Genomic DNA, 18,658 nt, shown 5'->3' on the forward strand with positions numbered 1-18,658 from the left:
AAAAAGCAGCTTATGTTGTATGTTAGGAAATAATCTTTAAAAAATTTATTATAAATTATAACAATCCCAAAATTACCAACTTATGAAAAAAATGTTTTTTGCCTTATTATTAATTGCGACAGTTTCACAAGCTCAATACAGATTAAGATACGATAAGCTTTTTATGGAAGCCGGAATTGGATTGGCTGTTCCTTTATCTAAAGTTTCAGATGGAGATGGAAATAGACCTATATCAATTACCCATGGACAGGGTTCATTGCGTTATATGTTTTCTGAAAATGTGGGATTATTAGGTTCTTTGAGTTTTGATCAGTTTGAAAACAAAGCCAAAGACAAGATGAATCAGAAAATAGCCAGCTTAGAACTTTGCTACAATTTAGGCAATGTTATTGATATATCCAGAAATTCAGGAGGACAATTTGGGTTGCTGGTTCATGCAGGTGCAGGTGTTGGTCAAATGTCAAGTGAATATTATAATAGTGACTATGTTGGGGTTTTAATGTTTGGAGCAAAACCATTTATCGCGATAAATGAAAAAGTTTCTTTTTTTACAGATTTGACATATAAAGCTACTGTTGAGCAGAGTTTGAATTTTGATGGACATTTATCTAATAACGGAACAGGAAGCCAGTTGGGGATTACTTTTGGTTTTATTGTAGCTTTGGGACAAAATCGTTTCCATGCAGATTCAGCTTACTAATTTAAAAGAATTATAAAATCATTTTCATATAAATAAATAATGAAAATAGGAATTACTTTTAGTGCCTTTGATTTACTTCATGCCGGACATATCACTATGTTGGAAGAGGCCAAGCGTCAGTGTGATTACTTAATTTGCGCCTTACAAACAGATCCTACATTGGATCGGCCTGAAAAAAACAGACCTACTCAAACTGTGGTTGAACGTTATATTCAATTAAAGGGGTGTAAGTTTGTTGATGAAATCGTACCTTATGCTACTGAACAGGATTTAGAAGATATTTTGCGTTCTTTTAAAATAGATGTTCGTATTATAGGAGATGAGTATCGCGAAAAAAACTTTACCGGTCGTGAGTATTGTGAATCAAAAGGCATCGAATTATATTTTAATACCAGGGATCATCGTTTTTCAAGCAGCGGATTAAGAAAAGTTGTCGCTGAAAAAGAAGCTTTAAAAGTAATTTAAGTTAAAATGGAAAAGAATATTAAAATATATATCGCCGGTCATAATGGTATGGTTGGAAGTGCGATTTGGAGAACACTAGCAGATAAAGGATTTACAAATTTGCTAGGTGTTTCAAGTAAAGAACTTGATCTTCGTAATCAACAAGCTGTTCGTGATTTTATTGCCAGTGAAAAACCGGAAGTTATTATCGATGCAGCAGCAAGAGTTGGCGGAATATTGGCCAACAATGATTATCCATATCAGTTTATTATGGAGAACATGCAAATTCAAAATAATCTGATCGATTCGGCTTTACAAAATAATGTCGATAAATTTATTTTTTTAGGAAGTTCTTGCATATACCCAAAATTAGCACCGCAGCCTCTAAAGGAAGATTACCTGCTAACAGACACTTTAGAACCAACCAATGAATGGTATGCAATTGCCAAAATTACAGGTGTAAAAACGTGTCAGGCTATTAGAAATCAATTTGGTAAAGATTATGTAAGTTTAATGCCAACAAATTTATATGGTACGCATGATAATTTTGATTTAAATACATCGCATGTTTTGCCTGCTATGATTCGAAAATTCCATGAAGCTAAAGAAAATAATCATGCTCCCGTAACTCTTTGGGGAAGCGGAACTCCTATGCGTGAATTTTTATTCGTAGATGATATGGCGCAGGCCGTTATTTTTGCTTTAGAAAATAAATTACCGGATTATTTGTATAACGTAGGAACCGGAGAAGATTTAACCATTAAACATTTAGCAGAAACTATTCAGCAAATTACCGGACATAAAGGAGAAATTATCTGGGACGCTACTAAGCCGGATGGAACTCCACGAAAATTGATGGATGTCTCTAAAATGCATCATTTAGGCTGGAAACATAAAATTGAACTTCAGGAGGGAATTCAAAAAACCTATGATTGGTTTTTAGAAAATAGTGAAGCATTTAAGCAGGTAAAAATGGAATGAATGACTTAAATGTTTTAAGTATTTAGAACTTATCCAGTTTATCAAATAAATGTCAATTAATCAACTATCCAGTTGTTAACATAAAATATATGAGTACAAAAAAAGTTGCATTAGTAACAGGAATAACAGGTCAGGACGGATCTTATTTAGCTGAACTATTATTAGAAAAGGGATATCAGGTACACGGAGTTAAAAGACGAGCGTCATCTTTTAATACTCAACGGATTGATCATATTTATCAGGATCAGCATGAAACAAATGTTGATTTTAAGTTGCATTATGGAGATTTAACAGATTCAACAAATATTATCAGAATAATTCAGGAAGTACAACCGGATGAAATTTATAATTTAGGAGCAATGTCACATGTAAAAGTGTCTTTCGATTCTCCTGAATATGTAGCTAATGTTGACGGATTAGGGACTTTACGAATTTTGGAAGCAGTAAGAATATTAGGTTTAGAGAAAAAGACAAGAGTCTATCAGGCTTCAACCTCAGAGTTATATGGGGGTCTGGCTGAAAATAAAAATGAAAAAGGATTTTATGATGAGAACTCACCATTTTATCCACGTTCTCCATACGGTGCCGCTAAAATCTATGGTTTTTGGATAACAAAAAATTATCGTGAAGCTTATAACATGTTTGCATGTAATGGCATTCTTTTCAATCATGAGTCTCCAAGACGCGGTGAAACTTTTGTAACACGTAAGATTACGATGGCTACTGCCGCTATTGCAAAAGGGAAACAAGAATGTCTGTATCTTGGGAATCTAAACTCGCAAAGAGATTGGGGACATGCCAAAGATTATGTAGAAGCGATGTGGAGAATTTTGCAACAAGATACACCGGAAGATTATGTAATAGCGACAGGTGTAACTACCTATATCAGAGACTTTGTGACGATGTCTTTTGCAGAAGTAGGTATTGAACTGACTTTTGAAGGAGAAAATGAAAGTGAAGTAGCTAAAATTGCAGCCTGTAACAACCCATTATATCAATTAGAAAAAGGAAAAGTTGTAGTGCGTGTAGATCCGGAATATTATCGTCCTACAGAAGTAGATCTTTTAATTGGTGATCCTACTAAATCAAAAACTAAACTAGGCTGGAAGCCTCAATATGATTTAGCTGCTTTGGTAAAAGAGATGGTAGCAAGCGATTTGAAATTATTTTAAAAAAACTGTATTTGGAAAATATTAAATATAGTAAAGTAAAATTATTAATGAATGCTTGATAACACAAAAATTTATTTTGAAAATTTAAACGCAATAAGATTTATAGCAGCTTTACTTGTTATAGTACATCATATTGAGAACCAAAAATTTATTTTTAATATCACGCCCAATTTGTGGTTTGGGTGTGATACAATAAGGTTAATAGGTAGTCTGGGAGTAGTTTTGTTTTTTGTTTTGAGCGGATTTCTTATTACCTATCTTCTTTTTGTAGAAAAAAAAATGACTGATACGATAGATGTAAAAAAATTTTATATCCGTAGAGTTTTGAGAATATGGCCGTTGTATTTTTTTCTAATCATTATTTCTGCTTTCGTCTTACCGGAGATTGATTTTTTTACAATTCCGGGAGCTGGAAAAGAAATTGTTTCTCGAAATTTTATATTTAAAATAGTACTCTATGTTGTCTTTTTGCCCAATTTAGCATTAACACTTTTAGGTGGCATACCCTATGCTACCCAAGCTTGGTCTGTAGGAGCGGAAGAACAATTTTATTTAATATGGCCATTATTAAATAAATATATAAAAAATAAATGGTTGCTGATGTTTGGTATTATTGTAGGTTATTTGATTGTAAAATTTGCTATAAAATTAAATCGAATTAATCCATTAATGAATGAAATTGATCAATTTTGGGAATCAATTTCGATTGACTGTATGGCGATAGGGGGTGTTTTTGCTTTAATTCTATTCGAAAACAATAAGATTACTTATTATTTAAGAGAATTGTTGTTTGCCAAAACGATACAGTATTTTTCTTTGTTTTGTATTTTATTTTTTATAACCATTGGTTTGTTTGTGCCATTTTTTCAAAAAGAATTTTATTCTGTATTTTTTGGAATTATAATTATAAATTTTGCAGCTAATAAGCATAGAATTTTTTCAATGGAAAATGCTTTGACAAATTTTTTAGGAAGAATATCATATGGATTGTATATGTATCATTTAATAGCAATTACTATTGCAATTAAGATAAGCAAGAATTTTAATTACAGTAATTATATAATTTATCCGGTTACTATTCTTTTTACTATTGTGTTTGCAACCATTTCATATTATTTTTTTGAAGTGAAATTTATAAATAAAAAGAAAAAATATTCTCCTGTTTTAAGCGGTGATAATGCAAAATAATACATTATAATTAACTTATCTCGTCACGAATGTTTTAAAGAAAATATTTATTTATTGTTGGTTGTCTTGTTTATTAAATTATTTAAAATTACAAAATGACAAAAGATATATATGAAAGCAGAATACAAGGTAGGAGTTTGTTGAAGTTCTATATTGGTCTTTTGCCAAGATTTAAAAAATATCTTGAAATAAAATACTCAAGATATATTGCTCTGAAAAATGGAGCAACAATAGGAGAAAGTACAGTTATTCCATTGTCACTTGCGAAAAAAGCAAATTCAAATCTTAAAATTGGAAGCCATACTTCTGTTCAAACAAATAATATTGATTTGAGATCTAAAGTGACTATTGGGAATAACGTGATTTTAGGTCAGAATGTAGAAATTATTACAGCATCACATAATATTCATTCAGAAGAATGGGAACAAAAGAATTATGGAGTTGTAATTGAGGATTATGTTTGGGTTGCGACTAATGTTTTAGTTATGCCATCTTGCACAAATATTGGTTATGGTGCTGTCTGCGGTGGAGGAAGTGTATTAGTGAAAGATGTAGAATCAATGACAGTAGTTTCGGGCAATCCTGCTACTGTAATAGGACAAAGAAAAGTAGTGCATAAAAATCTTGTTGTTGAATCTTTATTAGGAGGTGACCTAAAAGCATATATAAGAACATATAAAAACCGATAATTTTAAATTAAGATTAAAATTATAATCAAATAGTGACAAATAATATATCAAAAAGCATAGTTTCAGGCGCAATTTGGAGTGCTTTCCAAATGATTGGGACAAAGGTTTTTTCAATGCTTGGGCAATTGATTTTAGCTTGGATTTTATTACCTCAGGATTTTGGTAAAATTAGCCTTGTTTATACGCTGACAAGTTTAGGTATTGTATTACAAAATTTTGGATTAACAGACGTTTTAATTAGTCGGGGAAAATCTTTCAATGTGTTAATACCTTTAGCAAAATCAATTACTTTAGTTTTAGCTGCAACCTGTTTGATTATTATTCTTATTTTAGGAGTAATTGGAGGAATAATTTATAACGATATTCAAATTACTTATTTAGTCTTAATTTTTAGTCTTTCTATTCCGTTTAATTCTTTTTCAGTTATACCGGATGCTAAATTAAGGCTTGCCCTGCGTTTTAAGCAGCTTTCTTTAGCTCAGTTTTATTCTGTTTTTTTAACACAGCTGTTTACAATTATTCTGGCATTATTATCCTTTGGAGTATATAGTTTTGTTATTCCAACAGTAATTGTGGCTTTTCTAAATTATATTTATCTTAATTTTCATTCAGGTATTGGATATGCTTTTAAAATAACTTTCAAACGATGGAATCATTTAGTAAGTAATAGTGCCTGGGGATTTATTTATGCAATTTGCCAGAGGGTTATTCAGCAATTTGATTTTGCAGTTTTGGGTTTATTTGCATTACAGTCTGAAGTAGGAATTTATTATTTAGCTTTTAGTTTAAGTGTTCAGGCAATAGGTTTATTAGTTGGAAGTATTGCTCCGGTTTTATTTCCGGCTTTAAGTAAAGTTCCAAAAGATGATAAAATACAATTAAAAGTAATAATACTTAGAATAACGTCTGTTTTAGCATTGCTAGGTATGCCTTTTGCTCTATGGCAGGCAGTTTCAGTGAAGCCATTAATTCTTCTGTTTTTGCCACAAAAATGGCATGACTGCATTTATTTAGTTCAAATTTTATCAATCGGGGTTGGTTTTCAGGTGGTTGGTTCTTTATGGACAGTAGCTTTGCGTTTAAAAGCGGATTTTAAAAAGCAGGCATTATATTCTGTTTTGTCTTCGATATACTTTTTAATGTTAATTATTCCATTTTCTTATTTCTATAAATCCACAGGAACAGCTATAGCAGTATCACTTTTTAATATTACTTCCAGTCCAATACTTATTTATTTTTCTTATAAATATTTTGATATTAATTTTAGAGAGGTGATATATCCTTTTATCAAATATTTTGTCATTAGCAGTATTATATTTGGAGGGATATTTTTAATAACTACACTTTTTGAAAACATCTATATCAATCTTTTCTTGAATAGTATTTTATCCCCAATTGTTTATGGGGTTATAGTTTTTATCGCTGATAGAAATCTGATTCTGGATTTGTTTTATAAATTTAAAAGAAGATAAAATTTTAGTAAGATATAATGATAAAAAAAATTTATAAAAAAATATTTATTTCCGGTGCTACCTTTTCTGTTTTTAAAACAATATTTATTCGTGTTTTTGTATTTAGAGATTTTAAGAAAAATATCTACACAGGAAAAAGAACTTTAATATTATTAGATAAAGGTGCTCAAATAAAAATAAAAGGATCTCTACATATTGATGCTAAAAATAATGGGCAATTTTGGTTTATAGCTCAGTAAGACTTTTAGAGAATACGATTGTGGATATTAAAGGGAGTGTAATTTTTTTTAGTGGATTACAATTAAAATTGTTTAAAAATGCGAGGTTGACAATAGGCAATGGTACTTATTTTTCAGGTCCAATAGTCATTCATGCAAGAGAGAATATTTCTATAGGCGAGAATTGTTGTATTTCTTGGTTTTACTCAATTCTTTACTCTAATTGTCATGAAATTGATGAAAACAGTGGAATAATAACGAAAGAAGTAATTATTGGTAACAACGTTTGGATTGGAAATAATGTAACAATATTACCTGGTACTAGCATCGAAAATGATGCAATTATAGGAGCTCAAAGCATTGTGAAAGGGCATTATAAATCTGGTGGAATTTATGCAGGTAATCCGGCAAAATTAATTAGCGAAAGACACTAAATATATTTTTTGTAAATTTTATTAAAATAAATTAATGAAAGTACTTGTTTCTGTAGTAGGACGATTTCATGCTTTTGATTTGGCAAATCAATTGCAAAAAGCAGGGGTATTGTCTAAATTAAATACGACTTACCCTAAAATAATAACAAAACGTTGGGGAATTAGGACAGAGAATATAAATAGCAATATATCATTAGAGTTTTTAAACAGGTATTTTATTAGATTGTTCCCATTTTTAAAAAATTCTATTTCTATTTTTTTATATAAAAAACAGGCAAATAGCAATAAGAAATTTTTATCAGATGCTGATGTTTTAATTTCCTGGAGCGGAGCAAGTTTAGAAGCTATAATTGAAGCGAAAAAATTAAATAAAATAACTATACTTGAAAGAGGAAGTAGCCACTATAGTTATCAAATGAGAATTCTTCAGGAAGAGTTCTTAAAATTCAGTAAAGTTTTTAAACCTAATTATAAAGTTTGGCAGAGGGAATTGTTAGAATATGAATTGACAGATTATGTTATGGTTCCTTCAACTTATGTAAAACGTTCGTTTATAGAACAAGGATTTCCAGAAAAAAAAATATTGCTTAATCCTTATGGAGTGGATCTTTCTTCTTTTAAACAAATTGAAAAACAGGATGATGTATTCAGGGTTGTTTTTGCAGGTGGTTTGAGTTTTAGAAAAGGAGCACACTATTTATTGCAAGCTTTTTATGAATTAGATTTGCCTAATAGTGAATTATGGCACTTGGGTACAGTCACTGAAGAAATTAAACCAATTGTAGAAAGATTCCAAAGTAATAAAATTAAATACTTAGGTCATAAGCCTCAAAATGAATTAAATAGATATTATTCTCAAGGCTCCGTGTTTGTTATAATGTCTTTAGAGGAAGGGCTTGCTTTAGTTCAGCCACAAGCCATGGCATGTGGACTTCCAATTATATGTACTAGTAATACAGGTGGTGAAGATTTAATTACGAAAGATGGAGAAGAAGGTTTTGTTATAGATATTAGAGATGTAAATGCATTAAAGGAAAAATTATTGTTTTTGTATCAAAATCCGGATGTTTGTCGTGAAATGGGACAAAAAGCAAAGCTAAAAGTCAGTAATGGTTTTACATGGAACGATTATGGAGTCAGATATTTAGAGATATTAAACAATATTATCAAATAAAAAAGCGATTACCCGAATCGATTACTTGTAAATGAAAAGAAGGCAAAATGTTAAGTTCTTTATAATTATTGTTTTAATTGTATGGCTATTAGCTTTTTATGGAGTTAGTATTTTATCCTCTATTGGATTATTAATAGTTATTTATATTGGGAATAAGTTTTTGGATGAACTAGGGAATACAATTCCAATTTTGGAGTTGATATTATTTATTAGTGGTTTTCAATGGATAGTTGGACCGTTTATATTATATAGAATAGAGCCAGATTTTATGCACGTCTCAGAAAATGAGTATATGGCCATTACTGTAGGTGCTTATTTAAGTTTTGTTACAGGATGTTTATTTATAAGAAATAAAAAAGCAATTCTTAATAAAACTAAGATTAAAGAAATTATGTCAAGGCCTAAGATAATTTCAATTATTAAATCCATTTATTGGGTTAGTATAGTTTTTTTTATTTTTTCTTTTTTTTTTAAAACATCTTTAGATTTTATTTTTACCACAATATATAGCTTTTCTTTTATTACGGCTATTATGTTATTGTATAGCCCTGTATCTAATAAAAATGTATATGTAATTGCTATTTATTCTCTACTTTTTCTTAAATGTATATATCAATCTGTTTTTGCAGAATTTATTTCACAATGTTTTTTGCTTATTATTTTTATTCCAAATATTTATTCTCTCAGCAAAAAAAAAATAATTATTCTTTTAGTTCTTGGTATGATAATGTTGTCAGTAATAAATACTGCTAAAACAGCTTACAGAAGTAAAGTCTGGAGTGACAGAAGCAGAGAGGTGAATATAAGTTTATTTTTTACGATACTTTTTAATTCTGAAAAATCTGAAAATGATACAGATAATTCTTTTCTTCAAAGAATTAGTTCCGGATCAGTGAATTCTAATATTTTTAGTTATGTGCCTAAATATAAACAACATACTCAAGGTGAGGTGCTTTTTGAAGATTTTGCAAATGCTCTAATTCCTCGATTTCTATATCCAGATAAAAAAGATATTGATAACAGAAAAAATTATATGTTATATACAGGGAGGTATTTAGAAGAGGGAACATCAGTAGGTGTTAATGCTCTTGGAATAGGTTATGCAGAATTTGGGGTATTTGGAAGTTTTGTTTTTATGCTACTATATGGGTTACTACTTAGTAGGATATTAATTTTCATTATTAATAGATCTAAAAGAAACATTTTATATCTTTTTAGTATAATTGTGATTTTTATTGGAGCTACTAAGGCTGAAACAGAATTTGTAGGTTCACTAAACAGCCTTTTGAAAACATTATTTTTTGTATTGTTTTTTGTATATGTGATTAGTAAAAATAAAACTAGATTATTTGTATATGAAAGGTAATTTGAAAATTCTATCTATAGGAGGTTTTTCAGGATATGGAGAAAGCAATACTTGTTTGCATCGTACGTGGGCATTAGAAGAATTGGGAGAAGTAGATAGAATAGATACAGCATCAAAACCTTATACGATTTATTTAAGAGTAATTAATCGCTTATTCCACAAAGGGTTTAATGTGAGATTTCCGGATTTTTTATCTGTTAATGAAAAAATTATAACTCAAGTTAATACTAAAAAGTATGACTTTATTTGGATAGACAAGGGATTGTTTATTAATAATTCAACATTACAAAAAATAAAATTAATAAACCCTAAAGTAATAATTATAGGGTACTCTCCAGATGATATGTCGCAACGACACAATCAAAGTTTAAATTTTATCGAAAGTCTTCCTCATTATGATTATTATATAACTACCAAATCATATATTGTTGAGAAATTAAAAAGGATGGGAGTTAAAAAAGTTTTTTTTACTGATAATGCTTATGAAGATAAATTCCATTTTCCTCGAATTCTGAATGATGTTGAAAAAGAAAAATTAGGTGGAGATGTAGGTTTTATAGGTGTATGGGAAGAAGAAAGAGCAAATAGTATTTTATATCTCGCTAAGAATGGAGTAAAAGTACGAGTTTGGGGTGGTGGAAAGTGGATTGATTATAAAAACAAATTTGCTAATCTTCAAATTGAAGATAAAGGATTGTTTTCTGAAGATTACTCTAAAGCATTGTCTGCTTTTAAAATTTCTCTTTGTTTTTTAAGAAAGATGAATTTTGATTTACAAACAACGAGAACAATGGAAATTCCTGCTTGTGGAGGATTTATGCTGGCAGAAAGAACTACTGAACATTTAAATTTATTTGAAGAAGGAAAAGAAGCTGAGTTTTTTTCAACAGATGAAGAGTTGTTGCAAAAATGCAAGCAATATTTAGATGATAATGAAAAAAGAAATAAGGTAGTATTAGCAGGCATACAAAGATGCAGAGATTCAGGATATTCAAATAAAAAGAGAATAAAGTCTATTTTGAATGTTATTTTGGCAGAGTTGGCTTGATCTTTTTTTATTGTAAATTAAGACAAATGGAAGTAAATTATTTTTTTCGTTCAAAAAATAAAGCATACAGTATTGAAAAGGTTTTTAAAACAATTATCGAGGCTATGCCTGAAAATGTTGTTTCAAAAAATATTTACATGCCCAGAGCTGATGCTTCGCCTATATCTATTGTAAAAAATATTTTGTTTACATACAAAAACAGGAATAAACATGGTATAAATCATGTTACAGGAGATATTCATTATTGCATACTTGGACTGATAGGAAGTAAAGTAGTATTGACTATACATGATTTAGTTTTCATTAAAAATGCCAGAAATCCTATTGATCGATTTTTTAAATGGGTTTTATGGCTGTATATACCTGCTAAAATAGCTAATAAAGTGGTTTGTATTTCAGAAAAAACAAAATTAGATTTGTTAAAATATGTGAAAGTTAAAAATGTATCAGTAATTTATAATCCTGTTGATCCTACGTTAAAAAAAAATATAAAAGAAATTAATGATATACCTGTGATTTTACATATTGGAGTTGGCTGGAATAAAAACTTGGAAAGAGTGATTAACGCAATTTCAGGTATAAATTGTCAATTAAGAATAATTGGTAAGATCAAAGAAAAACAATTAGATTTATTAAATAAATTCAATATCAATTATTCAAATGCGTACTCGTTATCTGATCAGGAAATTGCCGATGAATATAGAAAATGCGATATTGTAAGCTTTCCTTCGTTATATGAAGGTTTTGGTATGCCAATTATTGAAGGACAAATTGTTGGTAGAGCAGTTTTAACATCACAGATTGAACCTATGACAGAAATTGGAAATGATGCTGTTCATTATGTCAACCCGTACAGTATTGAGTCAATCGCTGATGGTTTTAAAATGCTTATAATTAATAAAGAGTACAGGGAAAATCTTATAAACACAGGATTAATCAATGTTGAGCCATTTAAAAGAAAAAATATTACTTATTCTTATTTTAAATTGTATAATATTTTATTAAAATGAAAATAACCCATTGTATTTCATCCATTGACGAATCTACAGGAGGCCCTGCAAGAAGTGTAACCCATTTAGTTGAAGCTTTAGGAAAAATTAAAGTAATTTCAGAAGTTAACTTATTGACGATTAAATCTGAAAGCCCTTTAATATCAAAATTTTCGAATACCAAATTGCACATTGAATTTTATGCATCTGGATTGTTACAATACTCATCAGGACTGTGTAGTAAACTGCGTTCTGTTCAAACAGACTTGTTCCATGGTCATGGTATTTGGCAACAACCAGTACACCAAATGGCAAGAATTGCAAGAGAAAGAAAGTTGCCTTATGTTGTTTCTGTTAGAGGAATGCTTGAGCCTTGGTCTTTAACTCAGGGAAAGCTCAAGAAAAAAATTGCCTTAATGTTATTTCAGTATAAAGATTTACAAAAAGCGAATTGTTTGCACGCTACCGGTAAAATGGAATTGGAAAGTATAAGGGCATTGGGATTTAAGAATCCAATAGCCGATATACCTAACGGAATAAAAATAGATCAATATCCTATTAAAGATTTTGCTAAAAAATCAGATTTAAAAAAAATACTTTTTCTATCCAGAATACATCCAAAAAAAGGGATAGAGAATTTGATTAATAGTTGGGGAGATTTAAATGCTGTTATTCGCAAAAATTGGATTATAGAAATAGTAGGTAACGGAGAAGAAAATTACATAAAATCTTTGCATAGTATAATACAGGCAAAAAATCTGGAAGACCAAATAACTATTATTGGACCAGTATTTGGCAATGAAAAAGTTAACTGTTACCAAAATGCAGATATATTTGTCCTGCCTACCTATAGTGAAAACTTCGGAATAGTAATTGCAGAAGCATTATGCTGTGGAGTTCCTGTAATTACTACTAAAGGAACACCATGGGAAGAATTAGAAAAAATGGATGCAGGGCGATGGATAGATATGGGTGAAGAACCCTTAAAAAAAGCCTTGTATGAGTTAATGATGAAAAGTGATTTACAAAGAGAAACAATGGGCAAAAATGGAAGAAAATTAATTGAAGAAAGGTATTCCATTGAAGCGGTTGCAAAAAAAATGAAACAGTTGTACGAATGGATTCTTTTTAAAGGAGAGAAACCTGATTTTGTATATTTATAACGGTAAAAATAGCAACTTGTATCTTAAGCATATTAGAATAATATATAAATGAACAACAAAAAAATATTAATTTGTGGTTATAAATCTTTTGCAGCTGAAGGGCTTGCAGCATTATTAACAGCTTCAGGATATTCTGTAGATTGTTTTTCAAGAGGAATTGAGAATAAAGCAGGTACTCTGATTAGCGGTGATGTTAATAAGATGCATACGAATAAGTATTTGGAAAAAGAATATGATATATTAATCAATTTTACTATTATAAAAGATGAAAGTGTTGAGGAGAATATAAAATATTTAGAGTCACTTCATTTATATTGCAATAAATATGTGAAAAATTTATTGCATGTATCTTCAATAAGTGTTTATAAAAATGAAGAGAGTGTTGTAAATGAAGAAACTGAAATTGAATTTGATAGTGCAAAAAAAGGGAGTTATGCTGCCCTTAAAGTAGAATCAGATAAATTTTTATTAAAACAAACTAAAAATTATAATCTTAGTTTTCTTAGACCTGGTTTTATTGTTAGTTCGGAAAAAGAATCTTCTACTGCTGGAATTTGTATTCATCTGCCCTTTAATTGTGCTCTTTTATTAGGAAATAAAAAAACTTCTTTGCCTTTAATAGACCGTCAAAGAATGCATTTTGCAATTGAAAAAATTATTGCATCTCAAAATAGATTGTCCTGTTATTTATTATTGGAAAACCGAAATGAAACTAAAATTAGTTTTTTAAAAAAGAGGTTTAAAGGAAAAGTTTTTCAACTGCCTTCATGGGGAATTTTACCTATTGCATCATTGTTTAATAGAATTAAATTACTTAATAAAACAAAGTATTGGCAAATTAGAGGTCTGTTTAAAGCTACTTATTTTGATTCATCGATTACAGAAAGTAATCTTAAATTATCTTTAACATATCGTTCTGTGTGCGTAATAGGGTCAGGAGTATATGGAAGTTATGCTATTCATACCATTACGGAAAAATATCCAGATTCAAATATTACACTTTTAGAAGTTGGAAATGATAAGATTAAGACTGAAAAAGAAATTGGTTTTTCTACAAAATTGCTAAATGAAAAATATTCAGGATTATCAGATGGAAGATATTTTGGATTAGGTGGTACTTCAAATAGATGGGGCGGACAATTGTTGTTTTTTACAAAAAATGATTTTAAAAAACCTACTCAATTTATCAAGGATATAATTGAAATTAGTGAAAAATATAAAATTGAAATTTTCAGAAAATTTAAAATTAAAGACAAATTTGAAGAGAAAATATTAAATGAGAATCAATTCTCAAAAACGGGTTTATGGTTGGGGTATTTTGATAGAAATTTATTTAAATTTTTTAAAATAGAAAAGTTAAAAAATGTCAAAATTGAGCAAAACACTCGTGTTGTTAAATTAATTTCAGAAAGAAATAAAATTGTAGCTGCAGAAATAGAACATAATAAAGAGGTTAAAATTGTATATTTTGATTCTTTTATTTTAGCAGCCGGAGCATTTGAAAGTAATAGGATTTTATTGCAATCAGGATTAATTAATGAGGAAAAGATTTATTTTTCAGATCATCTTTCTCAAAAAGTTTTTAAGATAATTGGTAATAGTCGTATTGGTGAAGAGGATTATAAATTTAAAGTTTCTGGGGCAGCATTAATTACCAAAAGAATTATTGGAGAAGTTGATGATTATTCTTATTTCGCAAATCCAATTTACAACTCAGATTTTCCTTTTTTTCAAAATTTTAAAAAGTTACTATTTAAAAAAGAAATTAGCTTCGATATTATTAAAAGTATACTTTTAGATTTACCGTATGTCGTAAAATTTATTTATTGTATGTTACTTAAAAAAGAGGTATATATTTATAAAAACATGTGGAATTTATATGTAGATATTGAAAATCCAAAATCAAATAGTTTTATAACTTTAGGGAAAGAAACCCAGAAACAAAGTGTGATTAAAGATTTGGATGTTTATTTTGATTTAGATAAAGAGAAAATAAATGGACTTTACACACAAGCCATTGAGGAAGTTAAAAACTTACTTGTATCAAATAATATAAAATTTGATTTGTTAAGCGATGACTTTTCTTTTGAAAAAATAGAGGATACTTATCATCCTTACAATATGGCTATGAGTGACTCAGAAAATTTAAGGTCATTTTACAATCGATATAATTCTTTATTAATTGTAAATACAGGAGTCTTACCAAGAGCGGGAGGTATAAATATTACTGCTGCGTTATTTCCATTAATTGATGATTATGTTGATAATTTACTCTATAAAAATATACAATAATGGAAAGAAATGATCGTATGAATCGTATTTCAACTATAAATCGTTTTAAACGATTATTATGGAATATTATATATCTGTTTTTATTTAGACCCTTTCCTACAAAGTTTTTTAGAAGTTGGAGGAACGTCCTTTTAAGGCTGTTTGGTGCCAAAATTCATAGTAAAGCAGGAGTATATTCATCTGCCATTATTTGGGCTCCTTGGAATTTAGTTTTAGAAGAAAATGCATGGATTGGCCCGAATGTTAATTGTTATAACGTTGACAAAATAATAATGAAAAAAAATGCAACAGTATCTCAGGGAACACATTTATGTACGGCTAGTCACGACGTTTTTTCTATTGGTCATGAATTAATTACAGCACCAATTCTAATAGAATCCGATTCTTGGGTTGCAGTTGATGCATATGTACATAAAGGAGTCATTATAGGAGAAGGTGCTGTTGTTGGAGCAAATGCTTGTGTATATAAGAATGTTGAGCCTTGGACAATTGTAGGGGGCAATCCTGCAAAATTTATTAAAAAAAGAATATTTGAAAATGAATAACCCCCCATCACTTACTGCAATTGTATTAACTTATAATGAAGAAATTCACCTGCAACGTTGTTTGGATTCTTTAAAAGGAGTATGTAGTGAAATAGTTGTGATTGACTCTTATTCAACTGATAAAACAAAAGAAATTGCTATTCAAAACGGAGCACGTTTTTATCAAAACAAATTTTCTAATCATGCCAATCAATTGAATTGGGGGATTGAGTTTGGACATATTACAACAGATTGGGTAATACGTGTAGATGCGGATGAATATTTATCTGAAGAATTGGGCAGGAATATTAAAAAAGACCTAATAACAATGAATGCTAATGTTCATGGAATAAGAGTAAAGCGGTTGATGTACTTTTTTGACAGACCCTTAAAAAAAGGAGGAATGTATCCTATTTGGCATACAAAATTGTGGCGTAATGGTTCTGCTTTTTGTGAACAACGCTGGATGGATGAAAGGATGAAGCTTAATCAGGGAGAAACGGCATCTTTAGAAGGAGACTTAGTAGATCATAATTTAAATAATTTGACATGGTGGATTCAAAAACATAATGGATATGCTACCAGAGAAGCTATTGACATTTTAGATAAGATTTATAATTTTACAGATGCTGAATTAGTACCATCTAATTTATTTGGTAATGGAGAAGAACGCAGGAGGTGGTTCAAACAAAAATATTTGATGTTGCCCTTGTTTGTTAGACCTCTTCTTTTTTGGTTTATTAGATATGTTTTGCAAGGAGGTTTTTTTGAAGGGAAGAGAGGATTTATTTGGAACATTCTTCAATGTGGATGGTACCGCTTTTTAGTGGATGTAAAAATTTATGAGGCATATAAAAAAGCTGGTTATAATAAAGAAAATCTTATTTTGTTTTTCAAAAAAGAGTATGGCTATGATGTAACAAAAATAGGTTAATAAATAAAGAAATGAAAATTACCATAATAACAGTTTGTTACAATAGTGCTACTACGATTGAAAAAACAATTCTTTCAGTAGCAGAGCAAACTTATAAAAATATCGAATATATAATAGTGGATGGCAATTCAAAAGATACTACACTTCAAATAATACAAAATCACGAAGATAAAATTACTAAATGGATTTCTGAGCCCGACAAAGGACTTTATGATGCTATGAATAAAGGAATAGCTTTGGCAACTGGAGATATTATTGGAATTTTAAATTCTGATGATACTTTTTACTCAACAACAGTATTAAAAGAAATTGCAGCCTTTCATGTTAATAATAGCATTGATGCATCAGTAGGGAATATAATACAGCATAAGGAAGACGGAAAGGTTGTTCGTCTTTATTCTTCGAAATACTGGAATCCGGAGAAATTAAAAATTGGTTATATGCCTCCGCATCCTTCCATTTTTTTTAAGAGAGCCTTGTTTACACAGTTAGGTTTTTATGAACTTGGATTTGCTATTGGTGCGGATTATGAGTTGATTACTCGTTTTTTTCTAAAAGGAAAAATTAGCTGGAAATATTCAGGAATAACCACTACAGCTATGTTAGTTGGTGGGCTAAGTAGTTCAGGCAGGAGTTCCTATAATTTAATTACCAAAGAAATCCAAAAAGCCCTTCATATGAATGCTATCGATTTCTCAGGTTTAAAAATCAGGATGAGATTTGTTTGGAAAACAATTGGATTTTTAAAGAAATGAAAATAAACAAACAAATTTTAATTACAGGAATCACCGGATTTGTAGGTCAGAATCTCAGTGTATATTTAGCCGATGATTTTGATGTGAAAGGCATTACAAGAAAAGGATATAATGGATTAACCTACGAAGCTTTCCTGGAAGGCAGTAATCCATATGATGTAATGATCCACCTTGCCGGTAAAGCACACGATCTGAAAAAAACGTCCAATGACAACGAATATTATGAGGTTAATTTTGAGTTAACAAAGAAATTATATAACCAGTTTTTGCAGTCTGAAGCTAAGCAATTTATTTACATAAGTTCTGTAAAGGCGGTTGTAGATTCTATAGATGGAATTTTGACAGAAGATGCCATTTCAAATCCGGTAAGCGTTTATGGAAAATCAAAACGAATGGCTGAAGATTACATTTTAGCAAATTTGCCTGAAACTAAAAAAGTGTACATTTTACGTCCCTGTATGATTCATGGCCCGTTAAATAAAGGAAATTTAAACTTGTTATTTGGTTTGGTTCAAAAAGGCTTTCCCTGGCCTTTAGGAGCTTTTAATAATCAGCGTTCTTTTTTAAGTGTAGAAAATTTATGTTTCGTTATTAAAGAATTATTAATTCAGGAAACAATTCTTTCCGGAGTTTATAATATAGCAGATGATGATTCAATTTCAACTAACGAATTAGTAACTTTAATTTCTAAATCTCAAAATAAGAAAGCTAGAATTCTTTCTCTTCCAAAAAAAATGATTATCAATATTGCAAGAACAGGAGATTTTCTTAGTCTCCCATTGAATATGGAGCGGCTCCATAAATTAACAGAGAGTTTTGTAGTATGCAATTTAAAAATTAAGCAGGCTATTAATAAACCATTTCCTGTAAATGTTAAAGATGGTTTGCTGAAAACTTTTACTTCATTTAAAATGTAGAATGATAGTGTGTTAGTGTCATTTATTCAAAATAATTAAAGCCGATAACATTTTAATTTATTTTTTTTTTTTGTAAACAACTATTTTAAAGTATAAGAATTTAAAGAATTTATTGCACTACCTTAGTAAGACTAAAAAAAATATTTTAATTATGGATACAGAGAAGCAGGAAATTTGATAAGAATAAAAATGTACTCA

General features: G+C 29.5%; 19 protein-coding genes. All 19 read left to right on the forward strand.

Annotation, left to right across the window (positions count from 1 at the left end; genetic code table 11):
• The first annotated feature begins 82 nt into the window (after positions 1-82).
• The 19 genes from BXU10_RS03450 (at position 83) to BXU10_RS03540 (ending at position 18,460) form a co-directional block, all read left to right on the forward strand.
• Positions 83-700 carry an outer membrane beta-barrel protein gene (locus BXU10_RS03450; protein ID WP_078226107.1) on the forward strand — a complete coding sequence of 206 codons (618 nt, stop codon included), beginning with the start codon at positions 83-85 and terminating at the stop codon, positions 698-700.
• Positions 701-739: 39 nt separating this feature from the next.
• Complete coding sequence (locus BXU10_RS03455) at positions 740-1,165, forward strand: adenylyltransferase/cytidyltransferase family protein (RefSeq protein ID WP_078226108.1); 426 nt, start codon at positions 740-742, stop codon at positions 1,163-1,165.
• Positions 1,166-1,171: 6 nt separating this feature from the next.
• Positions 1,172-2,125 (forward strand): GDP-L-fucose synthase, encoded by a 954-nt coding sequence (locus tag BXU10_RS03460; RefSeq protein WP_078226109.1) that lies wholly within the window; start codon positions 1,172-1,174, stop codon positions 2,123-2,125.
• Between the two features lie 89 nt (positions 2,126-2,214).
• A complete protein-coding gene (gene gmd / locus BXU10_RS03465; protein ID WP_078226110.1) occupies positions 2,215-3,297 on the forward strand; it encodes a GDP-mannose 4,6-dehydratase in 1,083 nt (360 codons plus the stop codon).
• A 51-nt stretch (positions 3,298-3,348) separates the two neighbouring features.
• Positions 3,349-4,485: an acyltransferase gene (locus BXU10_RS03470; RefSeq protein WP_078226111.1), complete on the forward strand. Its 1,137-nt coding sequence runs from the start codon at positions 3,349-3,351 to the stop codon at positions 4,483-4,485.
• Between the two features lie 95 nt (positions 4,486-4,580).
• The gene (locus tag BXU10_RS03475; RefSeq protein ID WP_078226112.1) at positions 4,581-5,174 is read left to right on the forward strand and encodes an acyltransferase; all 594 of its coding nucleotides are present in this window, start codon (positions 4,581-4,583) and stop codon (positions 5,172-5,174) included.
• A gap of 32 nt (positions 5,175-5,206) precedes the next feature.
• A complete protein-coding gene (locus BXU10_RS03480) occupies positions 5,207-6,646 on the forward strand; it encodes an oligosaccharide flippase family protein (RefSeq protein ID WP_078226113.1) in 1,440 nt (479 codons plus the stop codon).
• Between the two features lie 17 nt (positions 6,647-6,663).
• Positions 6,664-6,885 carry a hypothetical protein gene (locus BXU10_RS03485; RefSeq protein ID WP_078226114.1) on the forward strand — a complete coding sequence of 74 codons (222 nt, stop codon included), beginning with the start codon at positions 6,664-6,666 and terminating at the stop codon, positions 6,883-6,885.
• A complete protein-coding gene (locus tag BXU10_RS03490) occupies positions 6,867-7,298 on the forward strand; it encodes an acyltransferase (RefSeq protein ID WP_189328051.1) in 432 nt (143 codons plus the stop codon). Before BXU10_RS03485 ends, BXU10_RS03490 begins: the two co-directional genes overlap by 19 nt.
• Positions 7,299-7,332: 34 nt before the next feature.
• Positions 7,333-8,472, forward strand: a complete 1,140-nt coding sequence (locus BXU10_RS03495; protein WP_078226116.1) for a glycosyltransferase family 4 protein — start codon at positions 7,333-7,335, stop codon at positions 8,470-8,472.
• A 31-nt stretch (positions 8,473-8,503) separates the two neighbouring features.
• On the forward strand, positions 8,504-9,838 hold the full coding sequence (locus BXU10_RS03500; protein ID WP_078226117.1) for a hypothetical protein: 1,335 nt from the start codon (positions 8,504-8,506) through the stop codon (positions 9,836-9,838).
• On the forward strand, positions 9,828-10,886 hold the full coding sequence (locus BXU10_RS03505; RefSeq protein ID WP_078226118.1) for a glycosyltransferase: 1,059 nt from the start codon (positions 9,828-9,830) through the stop codon (positions 10,884-10,886). Before BXU10_RS03500 ends, BXU10_RS03505 begins: the two co-directional genes overlap by 11 nt.
• 26 nt (positions 10,887-10,912) lie before the next feature.
• Positions 10,913-11,896 carry a glycosyltransferase gene (locus BXU10_RS03510; protein ID WP_078226119.1) on the forward strand — a complete coding sequence of 328 codons (984 nt, stop codon included), beginning with the start codon at positions 10,913-10,915 and terminating at the stop codon, positions 11,894-11,896.
• On the forward strand, positions 11,893-13,038 hold the full coding sequence (locus BXU10_RS03515) for a glycosyltransferase (RefSeq protein WP_078226120.1): 1,146 nt from the start codon (positions 11,893-11,895) through the stop codon (positions 13,036-13,038). The genes BXU10_RS03510 and BXU10_RS03515 overlap by 4 nt, the downstream gene beginning before the upstream one ends.
• Before the next feature lie 48 nt (positions 13,039-13,086).
• Entirely contained in the window at positions 13,087-15,330 is a 2,244-nt protein-coding gene (locus tag BXU10_RS03520; RefSeq protein WP_078226121.1) for an NAD-dependent epimerase/dehydratase family protein, read from the forward strand.
• Positions 15,330-15,875 (forward strand): putative colanic acid biosynthesis acetyltransferase, encoded by a 546-nt coding sequence (locus BXU10_RS03525; protein WP_078226122.1) that lies wholly within the window; start codon positions 15,330-15,332, stop codon positions 15,873-15,875. The genes BXU10_RS03520 and BXU10_RS03525 overlap by 1 nt, the downstream gene beginning before the upstream one ends.
• Positions 15,868-16,788: a glycosyltransferase family 2 protein gene (locus tag BXU10_RS03530; RefSeq protein ID WP_078226123.1), complete on the forward strand. Its 921-nt coding sequence runs from the start codon at positions 15,868-15,870 to the stop codon at positions 16,786-16,788. Before BXU10_RS03525 ends, BXU10_RS03530 begins: the two co-directional genes overlap by 8 nt.
• 11 nt (positions 16,789-16,799) lie before the next feature.
• Positions 16,800-17,543 (forward strand): glycosyltransferase family 2 protein, encoded by a 744-nt coding sequence (locus BXU10_RS03535; RefSeq protein ID WP_078226124.1) that lies wholly within the window; start codon positions 16,800-16,802, stop codon positions 17,541-17,543.
• A complete protein-coding gene (locus BXU10_RS03540; protein WP_078227901.1) occupies positions 17,540-18,460 on the forward strand; it encodes an NAD-dependent epimerase/dehydratase family protein in 921 nt (306 codons plus the stop codon). The genes BXU10_RS03535 and BXU10_RS03540 overlap by 4 nt, the downstream gene beginning before the upstream one ends.
• The last annotated feature ends 198 nt before the right edge of the window (positions 18,461-18,658 follow it).

Source organism: Flavobacterium sp. LM4 (assembly GCF_002017935.1).
Taxonomy (GTDB): Bacteria; Bacteroidota; Bacteroidia; order Flavobacteriales; family Flavobacteriaceae; genus Flavobacterium; species Flavobacterium chungangense.

What these genes read in the sequence shown, in the direction of transcription:
- BXU10_RS03450 (WP_078226107.1), top strand. Translation starts at nt 83, where the DNA reads ATGAAAAAAATGTTTTTTGCCTTATTATTAATTGCGACAGTTTCACAA.
- BXU10_RS03455 (WP_078226108.1), top strand. Translation starts at nt 740, where the DNA reads ATGAAAATAGGAATTACTTTTAGTGCCTTTGATTTACTTCATGCCGGA.
- BXU10_RS03460 (WP_078226109.1), top strand. Translation starts at nt 1,172, where the DNA reads ATGGAAAAGAATATTAAAATATATATCGCCGGTCATAATGGTATGGTT.
- gmd (WP_078226110.1), top strand. Translation starts at nt 2,215, where the DNA reads ATGAGTACAAAAAAAGTTGCATTAGTAACAGGAATAACAGGTCAGGAC.
- BXU10_RS03470 (WP_078226111.1), top strand. Translation starts at nt 3,349, where the DNA reads ATGCTTGATAACACAAAAATTTATTTTGAAAATTTAAACGCAATAAGA.
- BXU10_RS03475 (WP_078226112.1), top strand. Translation starts at nt 4,581, where the DNA reads ATGACAAAAGATATATATGAAAGCAGAATACAAGGTAGGAGTTTGTTG.
- BXU10_RS03485 (WP_078226114.1), top strand. Translation starts at nt 6,664, where the DNA reads ATGATAAAAAAAATTTATAAAAAAATATTTATTTCCGGTGCTACCTTT.
- BXU10_RS03495 (WP_078226116.1), top strand. Translation starts at nt 7,333, where the DNA reads ATGAAAGTACTTGTTTCTGTAGTAGGACGATTTCATGCTTTTGATTTG.
- BXU10_RS03500 (WP_078226117.1), top strand. Translation starts at nt 8,504, where the DNA reads ATGAAAAGAAGGCAAAATGTTAAGTTCTTTATAATTATTGTTTTAATT.
- BXU10_RS03505 (WP_078226118.1), top strand. Translation starts at nt 9,828, where the DNA reads ATGAAAGGTAATTTGAAAATTCTATCTATAGGAGGTTTTTCAGGATAT.
- BXU10_RS03510 (WP_078226119.1), top strand. Translation starts at nt 10,913, where the DNA reads ATGGAAGTAAATTATTTTTTTCGTTCAAAAAATAAAGCATACAGTATT.
- BXU10_RS03515 (WP_078226120.1), top strand. Translation starts at nt 11,893, where the DNA reads ATGAAAATAACCCATTGTATTTCATCCATTGACGAATCTACAGGAGGC.
- BXU10_RS03520 (WP_078226121.1), top strand. Translation starts at nt 13,087, where the DNA reads ATGAACAACAAAAAAATATTAATTTGTGGTTATAAATCTTTTGCAGCT.
- BXU10_RS03525 (WP_078226122.1), top strand. Translation starts at nt 15,330, where the DNA reads ATGGAAAGAAATGATCGTATGAATCGTATTTCAACTATAAATCGTTTT.
- BXU10_RS03530 (WP_078226123.1), top strand. Translation starts at nt 15,868, where the DNA reads ATGAATAACCCCCCATCACTTACTGCAATTGTATTAACTTATAATGAA.
- BXU10_RS03535 (WP_078226124.1), top strand. Translation starts at nt 16,800, where the DNA reads ATGAAAATTACCATAATAACAGTTTGTTACAATAGTGCTACTACGATT.
- BXU10_RS03540 (WP_078227901.1), top strand. Translation starts at nt 17,540, where the DNA reads ATGAAAATAAACAAACAAATTTTAATTACAGGAATCACCGGATTTGTA.